This window comes from Bacillus sp. NPDC094106, assembly GCF_044764345.1.
In the GTDB taxonomy this organism is placed as follows: Bacteria; Bacillota; Bacilli; order Bacillales; family Bacillaceae_G; genus Bacillus_A.
This window is the reverse complement of the sequence record NZ_JBIWHY010000025.1, coordinates 1-18091: the sequence shown is the minus strand read 5'-3', so window position 1 is coordinate 18091 and position 18091 is coordinate 1. Positions and strand designations below refer to the sequence as shown.

At 30.9% G+C, this 18091-nt stretch carries 28 protein-coding genes; 18 read left to right on the top strand and 10 right to left on the bottom strand.

Going from position 1 to position 18091, the window contains the following annotated elements; genetic code table 11:
- Positions 1–16 precede the first annotated feature (16 nt).
- The 6 genes from ACIQ7L_RS25270 (at position 17) to ACIQ7L_RS25245 (ending at position 4338) form a co-directional block, all read left to right on the top strand.
- Entirely contained in the window at positions 17–391 is a 375-nt protein-coding gene (locus ACIQ7L_RS25270) for a hypothetical protein (RefSeq protein ID WP_400572609.1), read from the top strand.
- A 61-nt stretch (positions 392–452) separates the two neighbouring features.
- Positions 453–1166, top strand: coding sequence for a hypothetical protein (locus ACIQ7L_RS25265; protein ID WP_400572607.1), 714 nt, complete (start codon positions 453–455; stop codon positions 1164–1166).
- 112 nt (positions 1167–1278) lie between these two features.
- Complete coding sequence (locus ACIQ7L_RS25260; protein WP_400572605.1) at positions 1279–2466, top strand: RtcB family protein; 1188 nt, start codon at positions 1279–1281, stop codon at positions 2464–2466.
- A gap of 110 nt (positions 2467–2576) precedes the next feature.
- Positions 2577–3098 carry a hypothetical protein gene (locus tag ACIQ7L_RS25255; RefSeq protein WP_400572603.1) on the top strand — a complete coding sequence of 174 codons (522 nt, stop codon included), beginning with the start codon at positions 2577–2579 and terminating at the stop codon, positions 3096–3098.
- Between the two features lie 31 nt (positions 3099–3129).
- Complete coding sequence (locus tag ACIQ7L_RS25250) at positions 3130–3570, top strand: 3'-5' exonuclease (protein WP_400572601.1); 441 nt, start codon at positions 3130–3132, stop codon at positions 3568–3570.
- Positions 3571–3792: 222 nt separating this feature from the next.
- A complete protein-coding gene (locus tag ACIQ7L_RS25245) occupies positions 3793–4338 on the top strand; it encodes a hypothetical protein (RefSeq protein WP_400572599.1) in 546 nt (181 codons plus the stop codon).
- Positions 4339–4372: 34 nt separating this feature from the next.
- Here ACIQ7L_RS25245 and ACIQ7L_RS25240 read toward each other — a convergent pair whose 3' ends face one another.
- The 3 genes from ACIQ7L_RS25240 to ACIQ7L_RS25230 form a co-directional block, all read right to left on the bottom strand.
- Positions 4373–4816 carry a PH domain-containing protein gene (locus tag ACIQ7L_RS25240; RefSeq protein ID WP_400572597.1) on the bottom strand — a complete coding sequence of 148 codons (444 nt, stop codon included), beginning with the start codon at positions 4814–4816 and terminating at the stop codon, positions 4373–4375.
- A 543-nt stretch (positions 4817–5359) separates the two neighbouring features.
- The gene (locus tag ACIQ7L_RS25235; RefSeq protein ID WP_400572595.1) at positions 5360–6538 is read right to left on the bottom strand and encodes a hypothetical protein; all 1179 of its coding nucleotides are present in this window, start codon (positions 6536–6538) and stop codon (positions 5360–5362) included.
- 711 nt (positions 6539–7249) lie between these two features.
- Entirely contained in the window at positions 7250–8677 is a 1428-nt protein-coding gene (locus ACIQ7L_RS25230; protein WP_400572593.1) for a hypothetical protein, read from the bottom strand.
- A 232-nt stretch (positions 8678–8909) separates the two neighbouring features.
- Here ACIQ7L_RS25230 and ACIQ7L_RS25225 point away from each other — a divergent pair, with 232 nt between their 5' ends.
- From ACIQ7L_RS25225 to ACIQ7L_RS25205, 5 genes are all read left to right on the top strand, one after another.
- Positions 8910–9392 carry a hypothetical protein gene (locus tag ACIQ7L_RS25225; protein ID WP_400572591.1) on the top strand — a complete coding sequence of 161 codons (483 nt, stop codon included), beginning with the start codon at positions 8910–8912 and terminating at the stop codon, positions 9390–9392.
- A 123-nt stretch (positions 9393–9515) separates the two neighbouring features.
- Entirely contained in the window at positions 9516–10028 is a 513-nt protein-coding gene (locus ACIQ7L_RS25220) for a hypothetical protein (protein WP_400572589.1), read from the top strand.
- Positions 10029–10094: 66 nt separating this feature from the next.
- Positions 10095–10463 carry a hypothetical protein gene (locus ACIQ7L_RS25215; RefSeq protein ID WP_400572587.1) on the top strand — a complete coding sequence of 123 codons (369 nt, stop codon included), beginning with the start codon at positions 10095–10097 and terminating at the stop codon, positions 10461–10463.
- Positions 10464–10593: 130 nt separating this feature from the next.
- The gene (locus tag ACIQ7L_RS25210) at positions 10594–10782 is read left to right on the top strand and encodes a hypothetical protein (RefSeq protein ID WP_400572585.1); all 189 of its coding nucleotides are present in this window, start codon (positions 10594–10596) and stop codon (positions 10780–10782) included.
- 22 nt (positions 10783–10804) lie between these two features.
- A complete protein-coding gene (locus ACIQ7L_RS25205) occupies positions 10805–11038 on the top strand; it encodes a hypothetical protein (RefSeq protein WP_400572583.1) in 234 nt (77 codons plus the stop codon).
- A 67-nt stretch (positions 11039–11105) separates the two neighbouring features.
- On the opposite strand, the gene ACIQ7L_RS25200 is transcribed toward ACIQ7L_RS25205, so the two are convergent.
- From ACIQ7L_RS25200 to ACIQ7L_RS25175, 6 genes are all read right to left on the bottom strand, one after another.
- On the bottom strand, positions 11106–11228 hold the full coding sequence (locus ACIQ7L_RS25200; RefSeq protein WP_400572581.1) for a hypothetical protein: 123 nt from the start codon (positions 11226–11228) through the stop codon (positions 11106–11108).
- 62 nt (positions 11229–11290) lie between these two features.
- Positions 11291–11476 carry a hypothetical protein gene (locus ACIQ7L_RS25195; RefSeq protein WP_400572579.1) on the bottom strand — a complete coding sequence of 62 codons (186 nt, stop codon included), beginning with the start codon at positions 11474–11476 and terminating at the stop codon, positions 11291–11293.
- Between the two features lie 45 nt (positions 11477–11521).
- The gene (locus ACIQ7L_RS25190) at positions 11522–11758 is read right to left on the bottom strand and encodes a DUF6440 family protein (protein ID WP_400572577.1); all 237 of its coding nucleotides are present in this window, start codon (positions 11756–11758) and stop codon (positions 11522–11524) included.
- 38 nt (positions 11759–11796) lie between these two features.
- Positions 11797–12096, bottom strand: a complete 300-nt coding sequence (locus ACIQ7L_RS25185; protein ID WP_400572575.1) for a hypothetical protein — start codon at positions 12094–12096, stop codon at positions 11797–11799.
- Positions 12097–12183: 87 nt separating this feature from the next.
- Positions 12184–12396 (bottom strand): hypothetical protein, encoded by a 213-nt coding sequence (locus ACIQ7L_RS25180; protein ID WP_400572573.1) that lies wholly within the window; start codon positions 12394–12396, stop codon positions 12184–12186.
- A gap of 72 nt (positions 12397–12468) precedes the next feature.
- Complete coding sequence (locus ACIQ7L_RS25175) at positions 12469–12681, bottom strand: DeoR family transcriptional regulator (RefSeq protein ID WP_400572571.1); 213 nt, start codon at positions 12679–12681, stop codon at positions 12469–12471.
- Between the two features lie 559 nt (positions 12682–13240).
- Between ACIQ7L_RS25175 and ACIQ7L_RS25170 the strand changes: the two genes are divergently transcribed.
- The 7 genes from ACIQ7L_RS25170 to ACIQ7L_RS25140 all read left to right on the top strand — a co-directional run bounded on the left by ACIQ7L_RS25170 (position 13241) and on the right by ACIQ7L_RS25140 (position 17481).
- A complete protein-coding gene (locus tag ACIQ7L_RS25170) occupies positions 13241–14008 on the top strand; it encodes a hypothetical protein (protein WP_400572569.1) in 768 nt (255 codons plus the stop codon).
- Between the two features lie 93 nt (positions 14009–14101).
- The gene (locus ACIQ7L_RS25165) at positions 14102–14416 is read left to right on the top strand and encodes a nucleotidyltransferase family protein (RefSeq protein WP_400572567.1); all 315 of its coding nucleotides are present in this window, start codon (positions 14102–14104) and stop codon (positions 14414–14416) included.
- The gene (locus ACIQ7L_RS25160; RefSeq protein WP_400572565.1) at positions 14388–14756 is read left to right on the top strand and encodes a HepT-like ribonuclease domain-containing protein; all 369 of its coding nucleotides are present in this window, start codon (positions 14388–14390) and stop codon (positions 14754–14756) included. The genes ACIQ7L_RS25165 and ACIQ7L_RS25160 overlap by 29 nt, the downstream gene beginning before the upstream one ends.
- Before the next feature lie 138 nt (positions 14757–14894).
- Positions 14895–15239: a hypothetical protein gene (locus tag ACIQ7L_RS25155; protein ID WP_400572564.1), complete on the top strand. Its 345-nt coding sequence runs from the start codon at positions 14895–14897 to the stop codon at positions 15237–15239.
- Positions 15240–15451: 212 nt separating this feature from the next.
- Positions 15452–16621 (top strand): ATP-dependent Clp protease ATP-binding subunit ClpX, encoded by a 1170-nt coding sequence (gene clpX, locus ACIQ7L_RS25150; RefSeq protein WP_400572562.1) that lies wholly within the window; start codon positions 15452–15454, stop codon positions 16619–16621.
- 155 nt (positions 16622–16776) lie between these two features.
- The gene (locus ACIQ7L_RS25145) at positions 16777–17220 is read left to right on the top strand and encodes a hypothetical protein (protein ID WP_400572560.1); all 444 of its coding nucleotides are present in this window, start codon (positions 16777–16779) and stop codon (positions 17218–17220) included.
- Between the two features lie 84 nt (positions 17221–17304).
- Entirely contained in the window at positions 17305–17481 is a 177-nt protein-coding gene (locus tag ACIQ7L_RS25140; protein WP_400572558.1) for a hypothetical protein, read from the top strand.
- Here the strand turns inward: ACIQ7L_RS25140 and ACIQ7L_RS25135 are convergent.
- The gene (locus tag ACIQ7L_RS25135) at positions 17459–17797 is read right to left on the bottom strand and encodes a hypothetical protein (RefSeq protein WP_400572556.1); all 339 of its coding nucleotides are present in this window, start codon (positions 17795–17797) and stop codon (positions 17459–17461) included. The genes ACIQ7L_RS25140 and ACIQ7L_RS25135 overlap by 23 nt on opposite strands.
- Positions 17798–18091: the final 294 nt, after the last annotated feature.

The window sequence follows — 18091 nt, the reverse complement described above, 5'->3', positions numbered from 1 at the left end:
AATAGGAGAGCATCACATGGCTTTAGATATGTACGTGGGGACATTGAGTGAAGGAGATACTTATATTCGCTCTACAAACGAACTACTTTATTGGAGTGGAGCAAACCACATTCATGATTGGTTCGTAAATCAAAAGCAAGTAGGAGCAGAAAATAATAAGCTCTACAAAATAACTAAGAAAGACTTGGAAGACCTCTTAGAAGTTTGTAAGCAAGTGATGGGAGACCACTCTTTAGCAAGTACATTATTACCATTGAGTGGTTATATAGGGAGTCCATCATATAACGAGTCTTATTTTGACCGCATAGATTTGACGATTGAAGCGATTGAATATAGATTTGAACATCGAGATTTAGAAAAAGAACAATTGTATTATAAAGCGAATTGGTGAATGAAGGGATATATTTCCCTTCTTGCCTTATGTTTACCTCAGATAAAAAGGATGATAGAACATGCTAAAAGTTACTTATAAAGTAAAATCATTATTTTCATTAAAGAAATACAAAGATAGTCATTTGCTTGCTCGTAGTTATGAGCATCCGATGTTATCAACGATTCGTGGAGCAATCTTAGCTTCCCTTATTGAGAGAAGTGGAAAGCGAAAAGCTGAAGATTTATTCTATAGGATTAAAAATGCTCAAATTTTTATTCAGCACCCAGATACTTTCCATAAAACACAACAAAAAATTACAATGCTTACAAATAACTCAATGAATAGCAAAGATACAGATAAAGTACAAACCTCTGATGATGTAAATGCTCTAACAACCGTTGGCATTCGTGAGTTTGTAAATGTGAATCATCTTGTATTTTACATAGATGAATCTATTCCTAACCTATTTGCTTATTTATATAACATTGACAGAATTGGAAACAGTGAAAGTCATGTATCCTTAGTCAATATCGAAAAAGTAAATAAGATGGAACAAGTCTTAATGCAATGGGATGATTCTAAAGGATATGACGTTGAATTATTTGAGCTATATGATTGGGATACAAAACTTGATGCAACAGGAAAGAAGGACAAGGGAACAAAGTTTGAAAATGTATATATCTTTAGTGAGAAATTAAAGAATGTTAACAAGAAAATGATTTGTTACGTTGAAGAAGTCGTTCCCTGTAATGAGGTAGTAATTACATCGACTCCTATGCAAATGGTAGCATAATCAGTAATAGATATGTTAAATGCAGTTAACCTGTTTTCGAATATTGTGTAAAAAATAATTGACGATTTTTATATATAAATATATACTATAGTTAACAAAAGGAGTGGTTTAAATGATAGAACTTCGAGGGAAATATTCAAATGCAAAAGTATTTACAGACAATATTGAACAGCAAGCAACTGGACAAATCATTGAGTTGTGTAACCAAGAATTTACGAAGAACAGCAAAATCAGCATTATGCCTGATACACATGCAGGAAAAGGATGTACAGTTGGTACAACGATGACAATCCAAGATAAAATAGTGCCTAATTTAGTAGGGGTTGATATTGGCTGTGGCATGTATACTATAAAACTAAAAGAAAAAGAAATTAATTTTGAATTATTAGATGAGGTAATCAGGAAACATGTCCCATCTGGATTCTCTATTCGTGAAAAAGAACATCCATTTGCAAAATTAATTAATTTAAAAGATTTACGTTGTGCAGACCATGTTAAGTTGCAACGAGCGATGTTAAGTATCGGTAGTCTTGGGGGCGGGAATCACTTTTTTGAATGTAATCGAGATGATGAAGGTAATTTATACATGGTGGTTCATTCAGGTAGTAGATATTTAGGGAAGCAGGTTGCAGAGCTTTATCAAAATAAAGCCTATGACATGTTAAGTTCTGTTGCAAATACTAAGGCTGAAATCATCAAACAACTAAAAGGTGAAGGACGAGAATCTGAAATCCAAACTGCTTTACAACAAGTATCAAAACCAAGAATAAGAAAAGAATTAGCTTACTTAGAAGGTCCTGCATTTCATGATTACCTACATGATATGAGAATTACTCAAAAATTCGCTTTGTTAAACAGAAAAGCGATGATGGATGAAGTTATTAAACATATGAATTTAACAGTTGTAGAAGAATTCTCAACTATTCATAACTATATTGACATCGACAACATGATTTTACGTAAAGGTGCTATTTCCGCTCAAAAAGAGGAGAAGGTTATTATTCCAATTAATATGAGAGATGGAAGTCTAATCTGCTATGGCAAAGGAAATCCTGATTGGAACTTTTCTGGTCCGCATGGGGCAGGTCGATTAATGAGCCGTTCTAAAGCAAAAGAACAATTGTCTTTACTTGATTTTGAAGAAACAATGAAAGATGTTTGGAGTACATCTGTTTGTCAAAGTACACTTGATGAAAGTCCTATGGCTTACAAACCGATGGATGAAATTATAACAAACATTCAAGATTCCGTTCGTGTCGAAAAAATCATCAAACCAGTGTATAACTTTAAAGCAAATTAAGAGAAATTCTTTAAACAGAAAAGAAGAGGTAATTACCTCTTCTTTTTAGTAGATACAATTTTATTAAAACACAATACATACAAACCCATATTGAATAGGAGTTGGTTAAAATGAAAAAAGTATTGTTCCGTGGACAAAGTACAACTAATAATCATTGGTTATATGGCTCACTTATTTCAAATTATACGGAAAACCAATTTTTTATTGAAGGCGAACACCATCACGCAACACCTGTTATTCCTGAAACAGTAAACCAGTGGATAGGACTTAACGAAAATTCGACTGAAGCAAAGGAAATTTTCGAAGGAGATTTTCTGATTTTAGAAAGAAATTTGATTGATAAAAATGATGGGTTTTGGGACTCAAATGCAGGGAATTTAATGGAAAAGTACAAGCTTGATGAAATGATTATTCATATCCTTGTTTCAGACTCTATGGAAGTTAAATATAATGGATATTTTAAACGAAATAATGAGTTTTTTACAGAGCGTGAATATTACGAAGAAGATAATGATAAAATTTTTAGTTTTCGTGGGGATGGGTTGCCATTTTTGAAATACATCCTTAAGAAAGGTACAAGAGTAATCGGGAACACGATTGATAATCCAGAGTTAATACCTGGACTACAATAGGTAGATAAAAAGATGAAAAGAGGAGAACAACATGAAACATTTACTAATTATTGATTTAGAATCTACTTGCTTTAAACGAGGAGCAGAGCCTCGTAATTTTTTCTCAGAAATTATTGAAATCGGTGCAGTTGTGTTAAACACAGAAACATTTGAAATTGTAGAAGAGTATCAGACATTTGTAAAGCCTGTTCTATTCTCTACTTTAAGTGAATTTTGTTTAGAGCTAACAACTATTACGCAGGATGAAGTAAATCATGGAAAATCCATAAAAGACGCTATGAATGAAATAGCTTCATTGTACAACAAATATGATTGCGTATTTGCTTCTTGGGGATTCTATGATAAAAAACAATTTAAACAAGTTTGTGATAAATTTAAATTGGAATACCCATTTGGACATTCTCATATCAGTTTAAAGCATCAACATGGTACTTGGACATATGGGTATGGAAAAAGCTTTAAAACTTCATGACTTGCTATTGGAAGGCATTCATCATAGAGGAATTGATGATGCTCGTAATATCTCTAAAATCGCAAGCCACATGATTCAAAATGGTTGGACGCATAATTTCCTGAATTGAAGATACCTTCCATACACATCACAGAAGCTCCAGAAGGGGCTTTTTCTATTAAGTAGCAAAGTAACTACTAAAACGTATATAAAATAGTTACAAGAGGATAGGAGGGCTTTAAAATGAAGCTTAAAGTAGATAAATTTATTTATGAAACTGATGAGAAAACTGTATATCTAATCACAGAAATTTTAACTGAAAGTTTTGGAGAATCATATTATGGTAAAAATATCTTAAATGAAAGTACCAGAGCATTTGACGTAACAGCATCTCATTATCGAAAAGCTACAATTGACGATATTGCACGAGTGCTGAAAAAGAAATTAAATCCTCAAATTCATGTGGACACTGCTAATAGTGTTGGATTGTTAAAAATTCTAAATGATAGTTTTTTAGCTCCATTTATTGCTGAAGGATTCACACGTTTTTCTTATACAAATAATGATGTTCTTTATGTTGGAGATATGGATTCCAATCAAAAAGCAAAAATACAGCCATCAAAAGAATTATTTATCGAGTTGATTTCAGACTTGGCAGGTGTGGTTAATAAAGAATTTGATTTATCAAAGCCCTTACTAACGATTAAAGAGTATCCTGTTTACATAGTAGGTCTATTAGATATGTTTTATAACAAGGAATTTCATGCAACTATCGAATTGCAAAAATAAGCCAATAAAAATAGCCACTCTCTTAAAGGAGTAGCTATTTTTCATTTTCTACAATTGTAGGTTCCATTACTGGTCTATCAATTATTTTCATTTGAGGACACTTCTCTTGTAACATCCGTAAAAACTCTTCTTCTTCCCTTGGTACACCCACAGAATATGTTTCATACATGCCATACATGACTTCTATTTGTTGCATTGACCACCTATTAGACTTTGATGGTTTGCCTGAGTAACGCAAATGGCGAATCTTTTCAAAAGGTATCTCTTTATTAATCCATATATAATTCACAACAAGGCCCTTATCTGTAATCTCATACGAAGATGTATAAATGGATACGAAAGTAATAATGTTAATAAGAATGAGTCCTATTGAACCAATATTATTATGAGCACCAAAATACAAAGTCAATAATATGATTGGTATGAATAACACTGTAATGAACAAATGAACTGGATGAATCTTTGTTTTGAACTTCATATATATCACCTCCAGTATTATTATATAACATTTTATAGTTGTATATATCTTTTAAAGGAACTTGAAAAAAAGAACCGAAGTATTCAGAAAAAACACAATCTTTAATTCTGAAAGTAAAATTTAATTAATATTAATAAATATTAATAGGTATATTAAGACTCAAATTCACAACATTAAATACATTGTAAAAATCGAAAGGTCTAAACCCCTTGATACGAAAGGGATTTTAAGCATTTTATCTCTTTTATTTTTCTCATTAGTACACACTATTTTTTGCAATTACCCACATGCCTTTTTTCTTTCTAATTTGTTTTTTAACATTACTACTTGTTTTTTTGACCACATGATTTGATAAGTTACTTTAAAAATTTGCTTTTTTTCCTCAACTGTTAAAATTATCCTTTTATATATTAAAAATAGAATCCATTTGACTATTCATTGTGTAGATAGTTGTTTAACGAATTATTAGATTGAATATTCAGTCTAATAATAGTAAGAAAAAGCATATGCGACTTAAAAAAGGGCATAGGAAAGAGAGGGTATTTAAGCTGTAATTTTTGCCTGATAATACCCATTTATAATATTGCGTATAAATCCATATGTATTTTCTTTCATTCGGTCAAGGAAGCCTTTAGAATCATTTAATGTTTTAATAGATTCATTTAGGTTTTTCTCGATAGAAAGCAATGTTTTACGAAGTGATTCTAAGCCAAATTCATAAATAAGAGATTTAATGTGCTTCTCAGTAATATCTAATGAACCACCCCAAGATTCAATCTTGCGACTAAACTGATTGAATTCAAATACACCTTGAACCGCTTCATTCCATTTTTGTTGTTTGCTATGTTTTGCCCCAATAAGGTTAAAGGACAGAACGAAACCATCTTTAATTTTATCTTCTGTAACTTTGTTTGGCTTTTTATCTTCAAAGAATGTACGAATACATTGATTCCCTTCAAATAATTCTAATTTGAAGATATGAGATAATTTTTTAGCCATTTGACGAATAGCTGATTTGTAGCCGATGTATGGAGGAAGGATATTCTTAATCTCACTATATGAGACAAGAGCTTCTTCGCTTTCTTTTACATTTACTTCTTTTTCGAAGGAATATAAAGCTCGCATTGCAAGTCTAAGTACGTTCACATCTTTAATTTTGAACAATTCATAAATAACTTCATCGGAAATAGACGTATATCCACCTTTTGAAACATACTCCGTTAATTCTTCATCCAATAAAGTAGCTTTTACATCTGCAATGTATTCCTTCACATCTGAAAATACGTCATCTTTTTTAATGATTGCAATATCTTTTGGTTGTAGGTCTAAGAACTGTAATAAATAATCCACCAGTTCTACTTTGATATATTCACCAAAAATTCTATCCCAACGAATAATACCTTTTTCTTCTAAAAGCTTGTTGTTATTACGGATAGTACGAACAGAGCAATGAATTGTATTCGCTAACTCTTCTTCAGAAAGGAAAGAAATGAATCCTTCACTATTCGATTTTGCAATGTATGCTAATACTTGTTTAATTAGAGAACTTGTCCATTTAAATTCTCCAGGAACAGGTAAAAACTTGCTATCAATTCCAAATGCATGTTTTTCATAATAGTATTTGTCGTCAACTTTTGTGTTTCGGCTTAAACCACTAAACAATACTAATAATTTATTTGCAATTAAAGTGTGTCTTTTAATCGTTAGTGTAGGTTTGCTCATTCCTTAATCCTCCTTTCTCCGACAATAATCTACGATTTAGTATAGTAAATTTTGACTAACATTGTAAAACTGCATATAAGTACGGAAATCAGGAGCAATTTCTTTATAAACGTGATGATATCAATGCTCAGAGCACCTACAATCAAACTGCATGTTAGTACGGAGATTAAGAGCAAAATTGCGTATTAGTACGGAAGTTAGGAGCAAAATTACGTATTAGTACGGAGAATTGTAGACTTTCAGAGCAAAACTGCATATCGGTACGGAAATTAAGAGCAAGATTACAGTTGATTTTAGAAAAAGCTTATATTTGACCAAATGCAAAATCACAAATTTTAAAGCGGAACTGCATATTAGTACGGAAGTTAGGAGCAAAATTGCGTATTGGTACGGAGAATCATAAGTTTGCAGGGCAAAACTGCATATTGGTACGGAGATTAAGAGCAAAATTATAAAAAAGAGGAGCATTCAGACACAAAATATTCACAATTTAATTAAGAAAAAGACTGTGATTTAATTCAAACTGCATATTAGTACGGGAAATAAGAGCAGAAATACGTATTGGTACGGAGAATGGTAAGTTTGCAGGGCAAAACTGCATATTGGTACGGGGATTAAGAGCAAGATTACGTATTAGTACGGAGGTTAGGAGCAAAACTGCATATTGGTATTAGACGAAAGAGAAAAAATGATAAAAACACACCTTATAAATTATAAAGGTGTGTTTAGTCCCATAGGGATATCTTGATAATTGGTTTCTAATAAATCTTTTGCTTCTTGTTCTTCAACTGGATAAAATTCAATCTGGAAAGTATCACGAATCCTTCTGTATGCTTTTACAATTATTTGTTTTTCGATAATTTCATCAAATGCTTTTTCAATTTCTTTTATATTTTCAGGCTTACTTCTTTTTTTGAATCGGATACTTCCTGCAAAATAGAGCAAATCTCTTGAAATTTTATAAGAACCATTTGTTTGATAACAAATCATTCTTTCTTTTTGCAATACAAAAATTAAATGATGGGCTAAATCAACCTTTAGTTCATCTACCTTTTGTTTATAGACCAGTACAGTTTGACGCTGAATATAGTTCTGATACATGCTGTCTGCAACTACAATCCTTGCTACCACGTTTCCATTTGAGATAGGTGTTAATTTTACATCTGAAAAAACACCGACTAAGTTAATTTCACCATCGTCTTTCATGTTCGTAAAGCGAAAGTTACCCATTTTTAACAATCGTTCTGAGACTGCGGTATAATTCTTCTTACCATCAGATGTATATAGTTTTTTTACTAAATCTCCAATTGTAACAATGATTGTCCGTTGAGTCGTAAATGTTTCATCTCTGTGACTCATGACTTCCAAAAATAATTTGTAGTCAAAAGGGTCTAAATCTTTTACATTATGATTTAATTCATCAACATAATCTTTGCTTATAAGAATATCAAATTTATTTCCATCAGATAAGCTATATTCATTAGCATAGAAATCCGAGTCTCCTGTATTCTTCTCTTTATTATCTTTCACTTTAACCTTACCTCTTACATTACCGAAGATAGGATATTCAATAGCAGAGAATGGACTTTCTACTACAATGTTGGCTGAATACGAATTTCGCTCTTCTTCTAATAATGTCATCCCCACAATCATTGTAATGTCAGTTAGAATTGATGTTTCTACTTGTTTTTTTGTTTTTTGATGAAGATACGGATAACTGGAAAGTGATTTTTCATCAGATTCACTCCATGCAAGTAAAAGCTCTTTGCGTTCCTCAATAACAGATTCGGGGTTCGGATGGTTATTGAATTGTTTTAAAAACAACTCCTTTCCATTCTTTTCGTAATATTCGTTCAAAAGTTCAAATTCACCCAACAGTTCTTTCTTAATTTTTCTGCTTACTTTTTTTTCGTAATCTTTTATTGCATTTTGTGTCCATCTTCTTTTCGTTCTATTAACAGAATCCTTTTTCACTTTTATTAGGGTGTCTTTGGCATCTTTATTTTCAAAATGTTCCTTATATATGTAAGAAATAATATCTTCAATATCACCAAGATTTCGATTTTCCATTTTTTCTAAAAGTGTCGTCTTCGAAATTTTATCTATTACTTTTTTGATTAGGATGTCTTTTTCAAACAAGTGAAATAGCTCCTTTCGTTTTACATACTTATTGAAAAGTGTACCGCATTTTATTTCTGATGTGAAGAAAGATATGTTATATATCTTCTGCAATCGAATAAAATGTTATTTTGTAAAAACTTCTATATTCTTCATAGAATTTTTTTTATGCATTGTTATATAATTGCATATAATGAATGGATATATAAGAAACAGGTATTTTTAAAAATTAATTATGAAGGAGAAATTGATGATGAATATTGAGGAAAAGAAAGTAGCAAAGAAAAAACTTGAAGAGGAATTAATGGAGATTGAAAAACAAGTACAAGAATTAGACCTGAAGAAAAGAAGGCTCTCTTCAAAAATTAATGATTATCAAAAGGAGATTGAACGTGATATATATCATGGAATGACACAAAATGAATATTTCAGTAATATTCATGGAACGGAATTTGATGAAGGTAAATTTCATATTAGAATTGGTGGAGTATGGGGAAATGGTCTGTATGTGTTAACTAATGTAGGAGATATGGAGCTTTCTGTGCATAGTAGATATAATGAAAAAGGTGGTTCTTTAAGCGTATCAAAAGATTCTCGTATTACTGGAAGGGGATATGATAAAGAATATGAAGTAGGTGAAATACCAGATAAATATAAAGAAGTTTATAAAGAAATGCTCATCATTAAGACTAAGTATGGAAAGATGATGGAGAACGGTGAAATTAAAAGAAAATAAACTTTATGAAAACAGATGGATTTTTTCATCTGTTTTTTATTACATACATAATGAGTGCATATAATTAGGAGTTATTTATAAAACAGGTAGTTAAAAACTTAATTCAAAAAGGAGTGCTTTATTATGACAAATAAATTTACAAAGGTTGAATTAAAGGCTTATCCATTATTACCACAAGTAGAAGCAGGAGTGGAAGTTGTAGCCTTAAAAGGTTCTGATTATGAAGGTTTATTTGGTACAATAGAGGCAGTGCATTACGGTAATGAAAAAGAAACAGAAAATGATACGGTACTGGACATTGTAGTTACGTTTGAAGAGGAAGATGGTCGTAAAATTGAAGAAACACATCCTCATTTAAATGGAACGAGTATTTGCGAAGTTATTATGGGAGAAGATGAATTAGGATTTTTCTTTGGGGTAAATGATGATTTTGCAAAGCAATTAGATGGAAAATACGTTTGTCCTTCCTGTGGTAAAGGAATGGATGCTGTTACTGAGAATCAAGCAGAGGACATCCAGTGGGATTTTAAAGATGGAGAATATCACAAAAGTACAGATAAAGGATATTCTAATGGAAAAAAATATGGAGAATGCGGTTGTAAATTCAATGATGAGAATGAAGTGTTTTCTTATTAAGAAGACATAAAAACAGGGATGTTGCATTCCTGTTTTTTTATTAAACATGTAAAAGGGGAATAGATAATGAAAATCAAAAAATACAATAGAGATAATGAATGGGTATTTATGACGATGGACAATGATGATGTTTTAGCGTGTAAATGGCTTCCTTTCTTGAGTGATAACACAATGATTGAAATTGAGCTATATACAGAAGAGAAGGGAGAGCAAATATGCTCGGCAAAATATAGAGCGTTCCTTACGAAAAGAATGGATTTACTTGATGGTAGATTTTATTATGAATTGCAGATTTCTTTAACTGACGCAGATAAGAATATAGATGTTGGAAACAGTAAGACGATTTCGTTAACCAACAAACAATATTTCAAAACGACAAAAGAAATGACATTGAGAAAATTAGCAAAAGTATTCTATGAGATTATAAATGAATAGATTTTTAATGAAGTAGACAATTTCAATTGGTCTACTTTTATTTTTTATTGAACCAATATTACTTGCATATAATAAGATGGTAACTATAAAACAGGTAGTTTCAAACTTGATTAAAAAGGAGATTGATTGAATGAAGAATTTGTATTTAGTTCAGTGGATAGCAGGAGATTATGTTTTAAGGTGTACGACAGAGGAATGGACACTAAAATATAAAAAGAATTCTGTATGGACTATTACAAAAGTGGTATTACGAATGTGGGAGGTGATTGAGAACAGCGTAATTTCTGTTCAAAATAAAACAAAAAGTGTACAAGCATAATAGCGGAGAAGGAGAAGAGATGATGTTGAAATATCGAATAGCAAATATATTACCAACAAATGTTCTTTTATCAATACCTTATACAGGATTACATGCTGTAAATAACTTCTTAAATGGAGATATGGGCTATGTAGCAATGTGTGGTTTGATTTCCGCAGTACAACTTTTCTGTTTTAGGAAACTCAAGAAATTCGCAAATAAAATGAAGGAAAATTATAACAATGGTGAAAAGCAAGAAGATTATATGATGATGTAAACAGTAAAAAAGAGTTCCCTAAATTTTAAATAGGAGACTCTTTTTATTTTGCATAAGGTATAGTTCTTTATTCAGTTACTTTTATAACAGGGTATACTTTGTCCTTTGTAACATGGTCAAATAACTTTTCATTTTGTAATGCCATAAGTTTATCACCAACAATTAATTCTTTTCTTTCTTTTACATTCATATAATCACCTATTCTACGTATTTTTTTACAAGCCTCAAAACGAATTACAATAAGGCTTTTATTTAACTTTCTTGAAGTTCTATAAATTTGATTTCATTATAGGGAATAACAACGTTAGATGAAATGAAGTTTTCCTCCTTATTAAAGTTAACCATCTTAAATCTATTAAAAATTTTCATTGTTTCTTCTTTATCCTCAGAATGTACTATATAGCACCCACCATGTTTAAAATGAATTATTAGTTTCATTTATTTCACCCCTAATTTCTGTAAAATTGCATTACAATAACACTTTTATTGAGAAATCTTTCTACACCCTTTAGGCTTTCCGTTTTCATCTAATCGAATTGTCATTCCTCCTACTCCTGCATATCCATGTGTCTTATCTCTGTATAAATACTCACAACCAGTTTCTTTATCAACAAATACTTTAATATTTTCAACGCTTGTTTTCTTTATTTCCTCTGGATGTTCTTCTTTCTCACAACCAACTACCAATATAAGTGATAAAATTAATAAAAGTTTCTTCATTTTCTATTTCCTCATTCCTCAAAAAAATAAATTATAGATTAGTAGTTTAAATAAATAACTTGCTCTCCATGGTTACCTTTTTGTACCTTAGCTCCCAGAAACACATCTCCTTCAACAATACTATTAGTATCGCAGTAGATATTAACAATAGGGTGGTTTATGAATTCATTTAGTTTCTCTGCTACCGATAGCATGTCACCATCTACGGTTACTAAGCACCCATCATCACAAGAAGATAAGTTAAGGACTTCGAAATTTCGGTATCCTTCCTGTTTAGGAGGTAAGGAAATCTGTCTAAAACCATTTTGGTATATAAAAAATAACGGTTTCTTATCCATATCTTGTAACACCTCGTCTTTCTAAAAAAATTAAACTCTACAAAAATAGATTTTATATTTTATAGTACTAATTTATTTACTCAAACCTTAAACACACATCATTGTTACAGTTACTCGTTTTTTCGATTTTCCTTTTTTATAAACCTGATAAAAGTTTAGAAAATCGTGAAATTCATCTACTTTGCGATAACCGTTCAATCGTAGTTCGTGTACTTTCTTCTTAAATAATTTCCAGTCTTCATCTTTCCATTCAGCGAAAATAAAATCACCTTTTGTAATATTTATATGAATTTTTGACACAATAATTAGCTCCTTTTATATGTAGATAGAGTTATTAATTGAGATAAAAAGAAAAGTTACAAAATTCATAAATTAAGCAACTTTAACTTTTTTATGAGTAATCTTCCATTTTCCTCGACCTTCATGATACACAAGACCATTCTCTTGAAGAATCCGTAAATCTCGATGAATTGTACGTTGACACACACCATATTCATCTTGCAATTCTTTTGTTGTAGCAATACCTTCTTTTCGAATAAATAAGTAAATAGATTTGCAACGATTTAACATGTGGTTAGTGTTCATTGTAAATACAGCTCCTTTAAATAGATTCAATTTGAATACCTTTGATTTATACATATTTATATATTACTTGTGTTAACTACAATTAATAACAACTATACAATATTGACTATTGTCAATGAAAATTATACAGTATTTATATGGAAAAGAAAAGATGTTTTCAGAAATAATTCCATCGAATTACATCTATAATATATTGACTATAAAAAACAGGTATTTTAAAAAATGAATTAAAAAGGAGAATTCTTAATGAGAAATAGAATATGGACGATTATATTTTTGTTGATGAGTTATGTAATTATTAGTGATAAAATCTCGACTATTGCAAGGTTAATTTCAAATAATTTTATTCAATTTGTTGTTTATGGTATTGGATATACATCTTGGATAATAGTAGGTTTGATTTTGTGCAATCGAGTAAAAAGAATGCTTTATAGAGAGTGTTGAAGATGAATAGAAGAGAAGAAGTGATTAAAACCAGTATGAATTACATAGAATATATGGATATTTTATAAAACAGGTGTTTGACAAAATTTCATTAAAAAGGGAGCGTTTATTTATTATGTTGAGTATGTTTAAAAAGGTAAATAATAAGAAAGAAATTTTAGGTGCGTTACTTGTATTAGGATTGTTATCTTGGGTAGGCATTGAAGGTGCTTTAGTTGGTGGAATAATTGGTTATAGCATGTATGAAGGGATTAAAAAGTTTGGTATTTCAAGTAGATTAAAAGTATTTGTTACAAAAAAGAATGTATATAAACTTGCATTAGGAATTTTTGGATTAGCAATGGTAAATGTATTTGGGTTGGCAAATGTTTTATTTGTAACAGTAGGTGCAGTTGGTTACTACGTATTTAAAACGCATGATGTGAAAGAACAAGTTGTTATTTTTAAAAGAAAAGCGTTTTTAAAAAATGAAGGTTATAATTTTATAAAAACAAATCATTCAGATGTCGCATTCAAAAGTTTTGAGAGTGGTGCGATGACAGTGTTTAATTTCAATAAACAGTTAAATACATCTATTCATTTAACAAAAAATCAAGTTACTGCACTTCAAAATCATACGGCCGATGATTTTGAAGAAATTCAAGTATTAGATGCTAACGTTAAATTAAGTTCTGAGATGAAAGAGTTTCATGAAATGAATTATAAGTTATTAAAAGGTGATACAAAATCATTTGATGTAATGTTTAGAGTCTTTGGAAATGGCATGTATGTTTTTTGTTTTGATGGGGGCAAAAAACACTCAGATGGCATTTTCTTAGAAAATGTTATTTCTAATGAAGCAATACCTGAAAATACAACTACTACTGCTCTTGTAGTTGCTTAAATTTAAAGAGGTGATTTTTATTGCCTCTTTTTTTTTATATATGGTTGAGATATAACTATAGTTAACAAATGAAAATAGTTAGGTGGAAAACAAATGTTAACAAGTAAAGAGATATTAAGAAGATTAGAAGAAAATATTTCAACAATAAAAGAATTTGAAGTAGAGTCAATTGGCGTATTTGGTTCTCATGCGAGAGATGAAGCACGAGAAGACAGTGATATAGATATGGTCGTTCGATTTAAACCAGGAAAGAAAAATTTCCAACGTTTTATGGGTTTAGAGCTATTTTTAGAGGAATTATTTTTAAAAGAGGTAGATTTGGTATCGGAAGAGAACGTGAAGCCAGAAATTCTGCCCTATATGAGGAAGGATGTTAAGTATGTTAAAGGATTACAAGATACTATTTAGAACAATTATGGAAGAGATTAAAGATACACAAGAGTTTACAGAAGAAATGACGTTTAAAGAATTTAAAGAAGATAAGAAAACACAAAAGGCTGTTATTCGGGGATTAGAAATCATTGGAGAAGCCATGAATCAAATTCCGAAAGAATTTCAAAAGAAGTATTACAAGGTAGATTGGAGCAAATGGATTAAATTTAGAAACATGTTAATTCATGTTTATCATGCAATTGATTTAGAATTGGTTTGGAATGTTGTGCAAGATGAACTACCAACATTATATAGTAGAATGCTTTGGTTGATAGAAAATCCCTATATCCCAAAGCCAAGTGCTTATAAAAAATAATATTTATGTAACGCAAGGAACGAAAGTTTCCCTTGCGTTTTTTATTTGCTCTTTTATGAAAGTGAATCGAAATAACTATAATACATGGAGTATATAAACAGGTAAACTTTTGTTTTTATTAAAAAGGAGATAGGTATTATGTTTAATGATTTAATCAGAAGAAAGATTATACAGATGAAAAAAGAAGTAGGGAGTAAAACCTTTTATGTGAAAGAAATGGTATACGAAGATTATGACTGGTGTGTATTTCATGAACATGTTCAATTATTAATCAAACGTTTGTTTAAAACTTGCCAACGATTACACAAAGAAACGATGGACTTTGAAATCACAACAGATTCAGATAGAGAAAAGGATAAGCTCAGTTTTCTTTATTACAGTAAGTATGGACATGTTGAGATTTGGTATCAGATTGAGGATGATAAATTAATGTTTGCTGATTTAAAAACTGAAATTTATCAAGAGGTATATTGTTTGGTTTAACGAAGTTATGAAGATAACCATAAAGTAGTTTTTCTTGTTAACAGTCTTTTTATTCATCTAACAATGTATAAGGTTGGTTCACCGTACTCTTTTTAAGAGTGCGGTTTTTATGTTCGCATTTACTTGGAAGGAATAGATAGTTATCCGTGTTGACTATAGTAAAAATAAATTCATATAATTAATTATTAATTTGCATAGGGAGGGATGCATATATGGGGAAAAAATGCTCATTTTGTGGTTATAAAAAAGATGATTTCTTGCCAGGTATACAAAGAGGAATTGGAATTTGTAAGAGTTGTTCACCAATTGCTTACGAACATTTTTATGGAAAGTTAGAGAATAATAGAAATACGAATACAAATAAAAAAGAAGCATCTCCACTATATTCAAATCTTTTAAAACCTCATGAATTGAAAAAGAGATTAGATGAATATGTGATTGGGCAAGAAAATGCCAAAAAAATACTTACAGTTGAAATATATAATCATTACAAGAGAATCAACAGCAAAATCAAAAGCACTATCCCTAAAAACAATGTTCTTTTAATTGGAGATAGCGGGAGTGGTAAAACCTATCTAATTGAAACAATGGCGAAACTTATAAATGTTCCATTATCAATTATAGATGCAACTTCACTAACAGAAGCAGGATATATCGGAAAAGATGTAGACAGTATTTTAATAACTTTACTTCAAGAAGCAAATGGTGATGTTTCTTCTGCGGAAAAAGGAATTGTATTTATTGATGAAGTAGATAAATTAGCCAAGAGGTTATCAAACTCCAGTACAAGGGACCCGCAAGGAGAGGGAGTTCAACAAGCATTATTAAAAATGATAGAAGGTAGTAATTTTACAATAGATATCAATCAAAAATTAATAAAAAAAACAACTGTCACAATGAACACATCTAATATCTTATTTGTGTTTGCAGGAGCGTTTGGGGGGTTAGATGAGATTGTTAAAAATAGGACTGTTTCAAAAACAATTGGATTTACTGAGATGAATCAGTTGGAAGAAAACTATGAAAGTCCTATAAAGACAGAAGATTTAATAGAGTTTGGTATGGTTCCAGAGTTTATTGGTCGTATTCCATTAATACTTAAACTAAACGCACTAACAAAAGAGAACATGATAGATATTTTAGTGAAACCAAAGGGGGCCATTATTCCTGAATATCAAAAATTATTTCAAGAAGAACATAAAAAGTTAGACTTCACGAGTGAAGCGATTGAATATATTGCAATTGAAGCAATACATAAGGGCTTGGGAGCCAGAGGGGTTACAAGTATTATTGCTAAAAAAATGAATGAATTATTATATGAAATGCTTATGGATGAAGAGTTGACTGAATTTACAGTTACGAAAGAATTTTTTATTAGCTAAACATGGGATACGACATATTTCATGCATGATTGAGTTATGAAATAGCACAATCCGTAATACTATACATTATAATCAACATTAAATCGTTGACTATATTAAATGAAAGTCGAACTAAATGACTTTTAAAAATGAATAGTAGTAGGAGGTGTGTCGCCATGACAGAAGCTATTGAAAGAAAACAACTTTCCGTGAAAAACGGAATTATGGCTTTCTTCTTAACTCTTGTGATGATGATGGGCTTTGGACTACCTGTGATGCAAGCACATGCAGAGGGACAAATCGGTGAAGTGAATGTAACTGTTGGTGATGATGGTTCTTTATCACTGGATGGAGGAGGTATGAGCAATTCCGCAAAAAGTGGTTCTGCTTGGACAAACTTCATTAAAAAATACCGTAACTTTATCGTTGGTGTCTCTGGTATTGGTGCAGTTTCTATGATTATGTTCTTCATTTTTCAATTCATGAAACTTGGTGCATCTGCGGGTAACCCACAAGCTCGTTCTCAAGCGTTAACAGGTTTGATTTGGAGTGGTATTGCTGCGGCAGGGCTCGGAGCTGTGACAATTATTGTCGGATTTTTCTACAGTGCGTTCAAATAAAGAAAATTCCGAAAAAGAGAGCGGAAGCATACTTAGTAAAAACTAAGTATGCTTTTTTATTTTGATTAAAAGTGAGGTGTACATATGGTTAGAAAAAAGACACATGCAGAATTCCTAAAACAAGTTACAGATATTCATGAAACAGAGTATACAGTACTCGAACGATACATAAGTGCGACAACACCTATGAATATACGTCATGATATCTGTGGGAATATAAACAGTGAACCGCATTATCCTATTGTTCTATTTTATTTATGAATTCCTCAAACTCTTTATCAGAGATAATTCCATACTGATGATAAAAATTCATCCTCTCAACGTAATAATTCAATTGAGTTTTTCCCTCAGAACCCTCAAATGTATTACTTTCCATAAACCTTCTAATAAAGCCCAATCTAATTGTAACCTCAAGCTCAGTTAACTCAACATATTCTATTTTTGAATTCTTACGATGTTGTTGAGCCAGTTTAATTAACCACAATTCACCTCTACTGATGCTCCTTCTCGTTTTATCTTTAAACAATGCAAAAAGTTGTCCATTACTGTACTCCATAATAACTATTTTTTCATTCATAAAATCCTCTCATTCCTTACTCGTTTACCTTAATGAACCTCCCCCACTTAGCATAGCTTGAAGTGAGGGTTTCTGATGATTACAAAAAAACCTTTCTTAGGACGTAGATAAGGGTTATCCTTTTCTACACTATCTACAAAGATAGCAAGGCAGGTAGCTTGTCTCTATCAGCAACACATCCTTACGGATGAGGGTGGGGACACACCTTCTACTACTTCTTGCTTACGCAATCCGTAGATACGTTTGTCTTGTTTCTACAGGAATATGTTGTATCTGTTTATACAAACTTTTAGA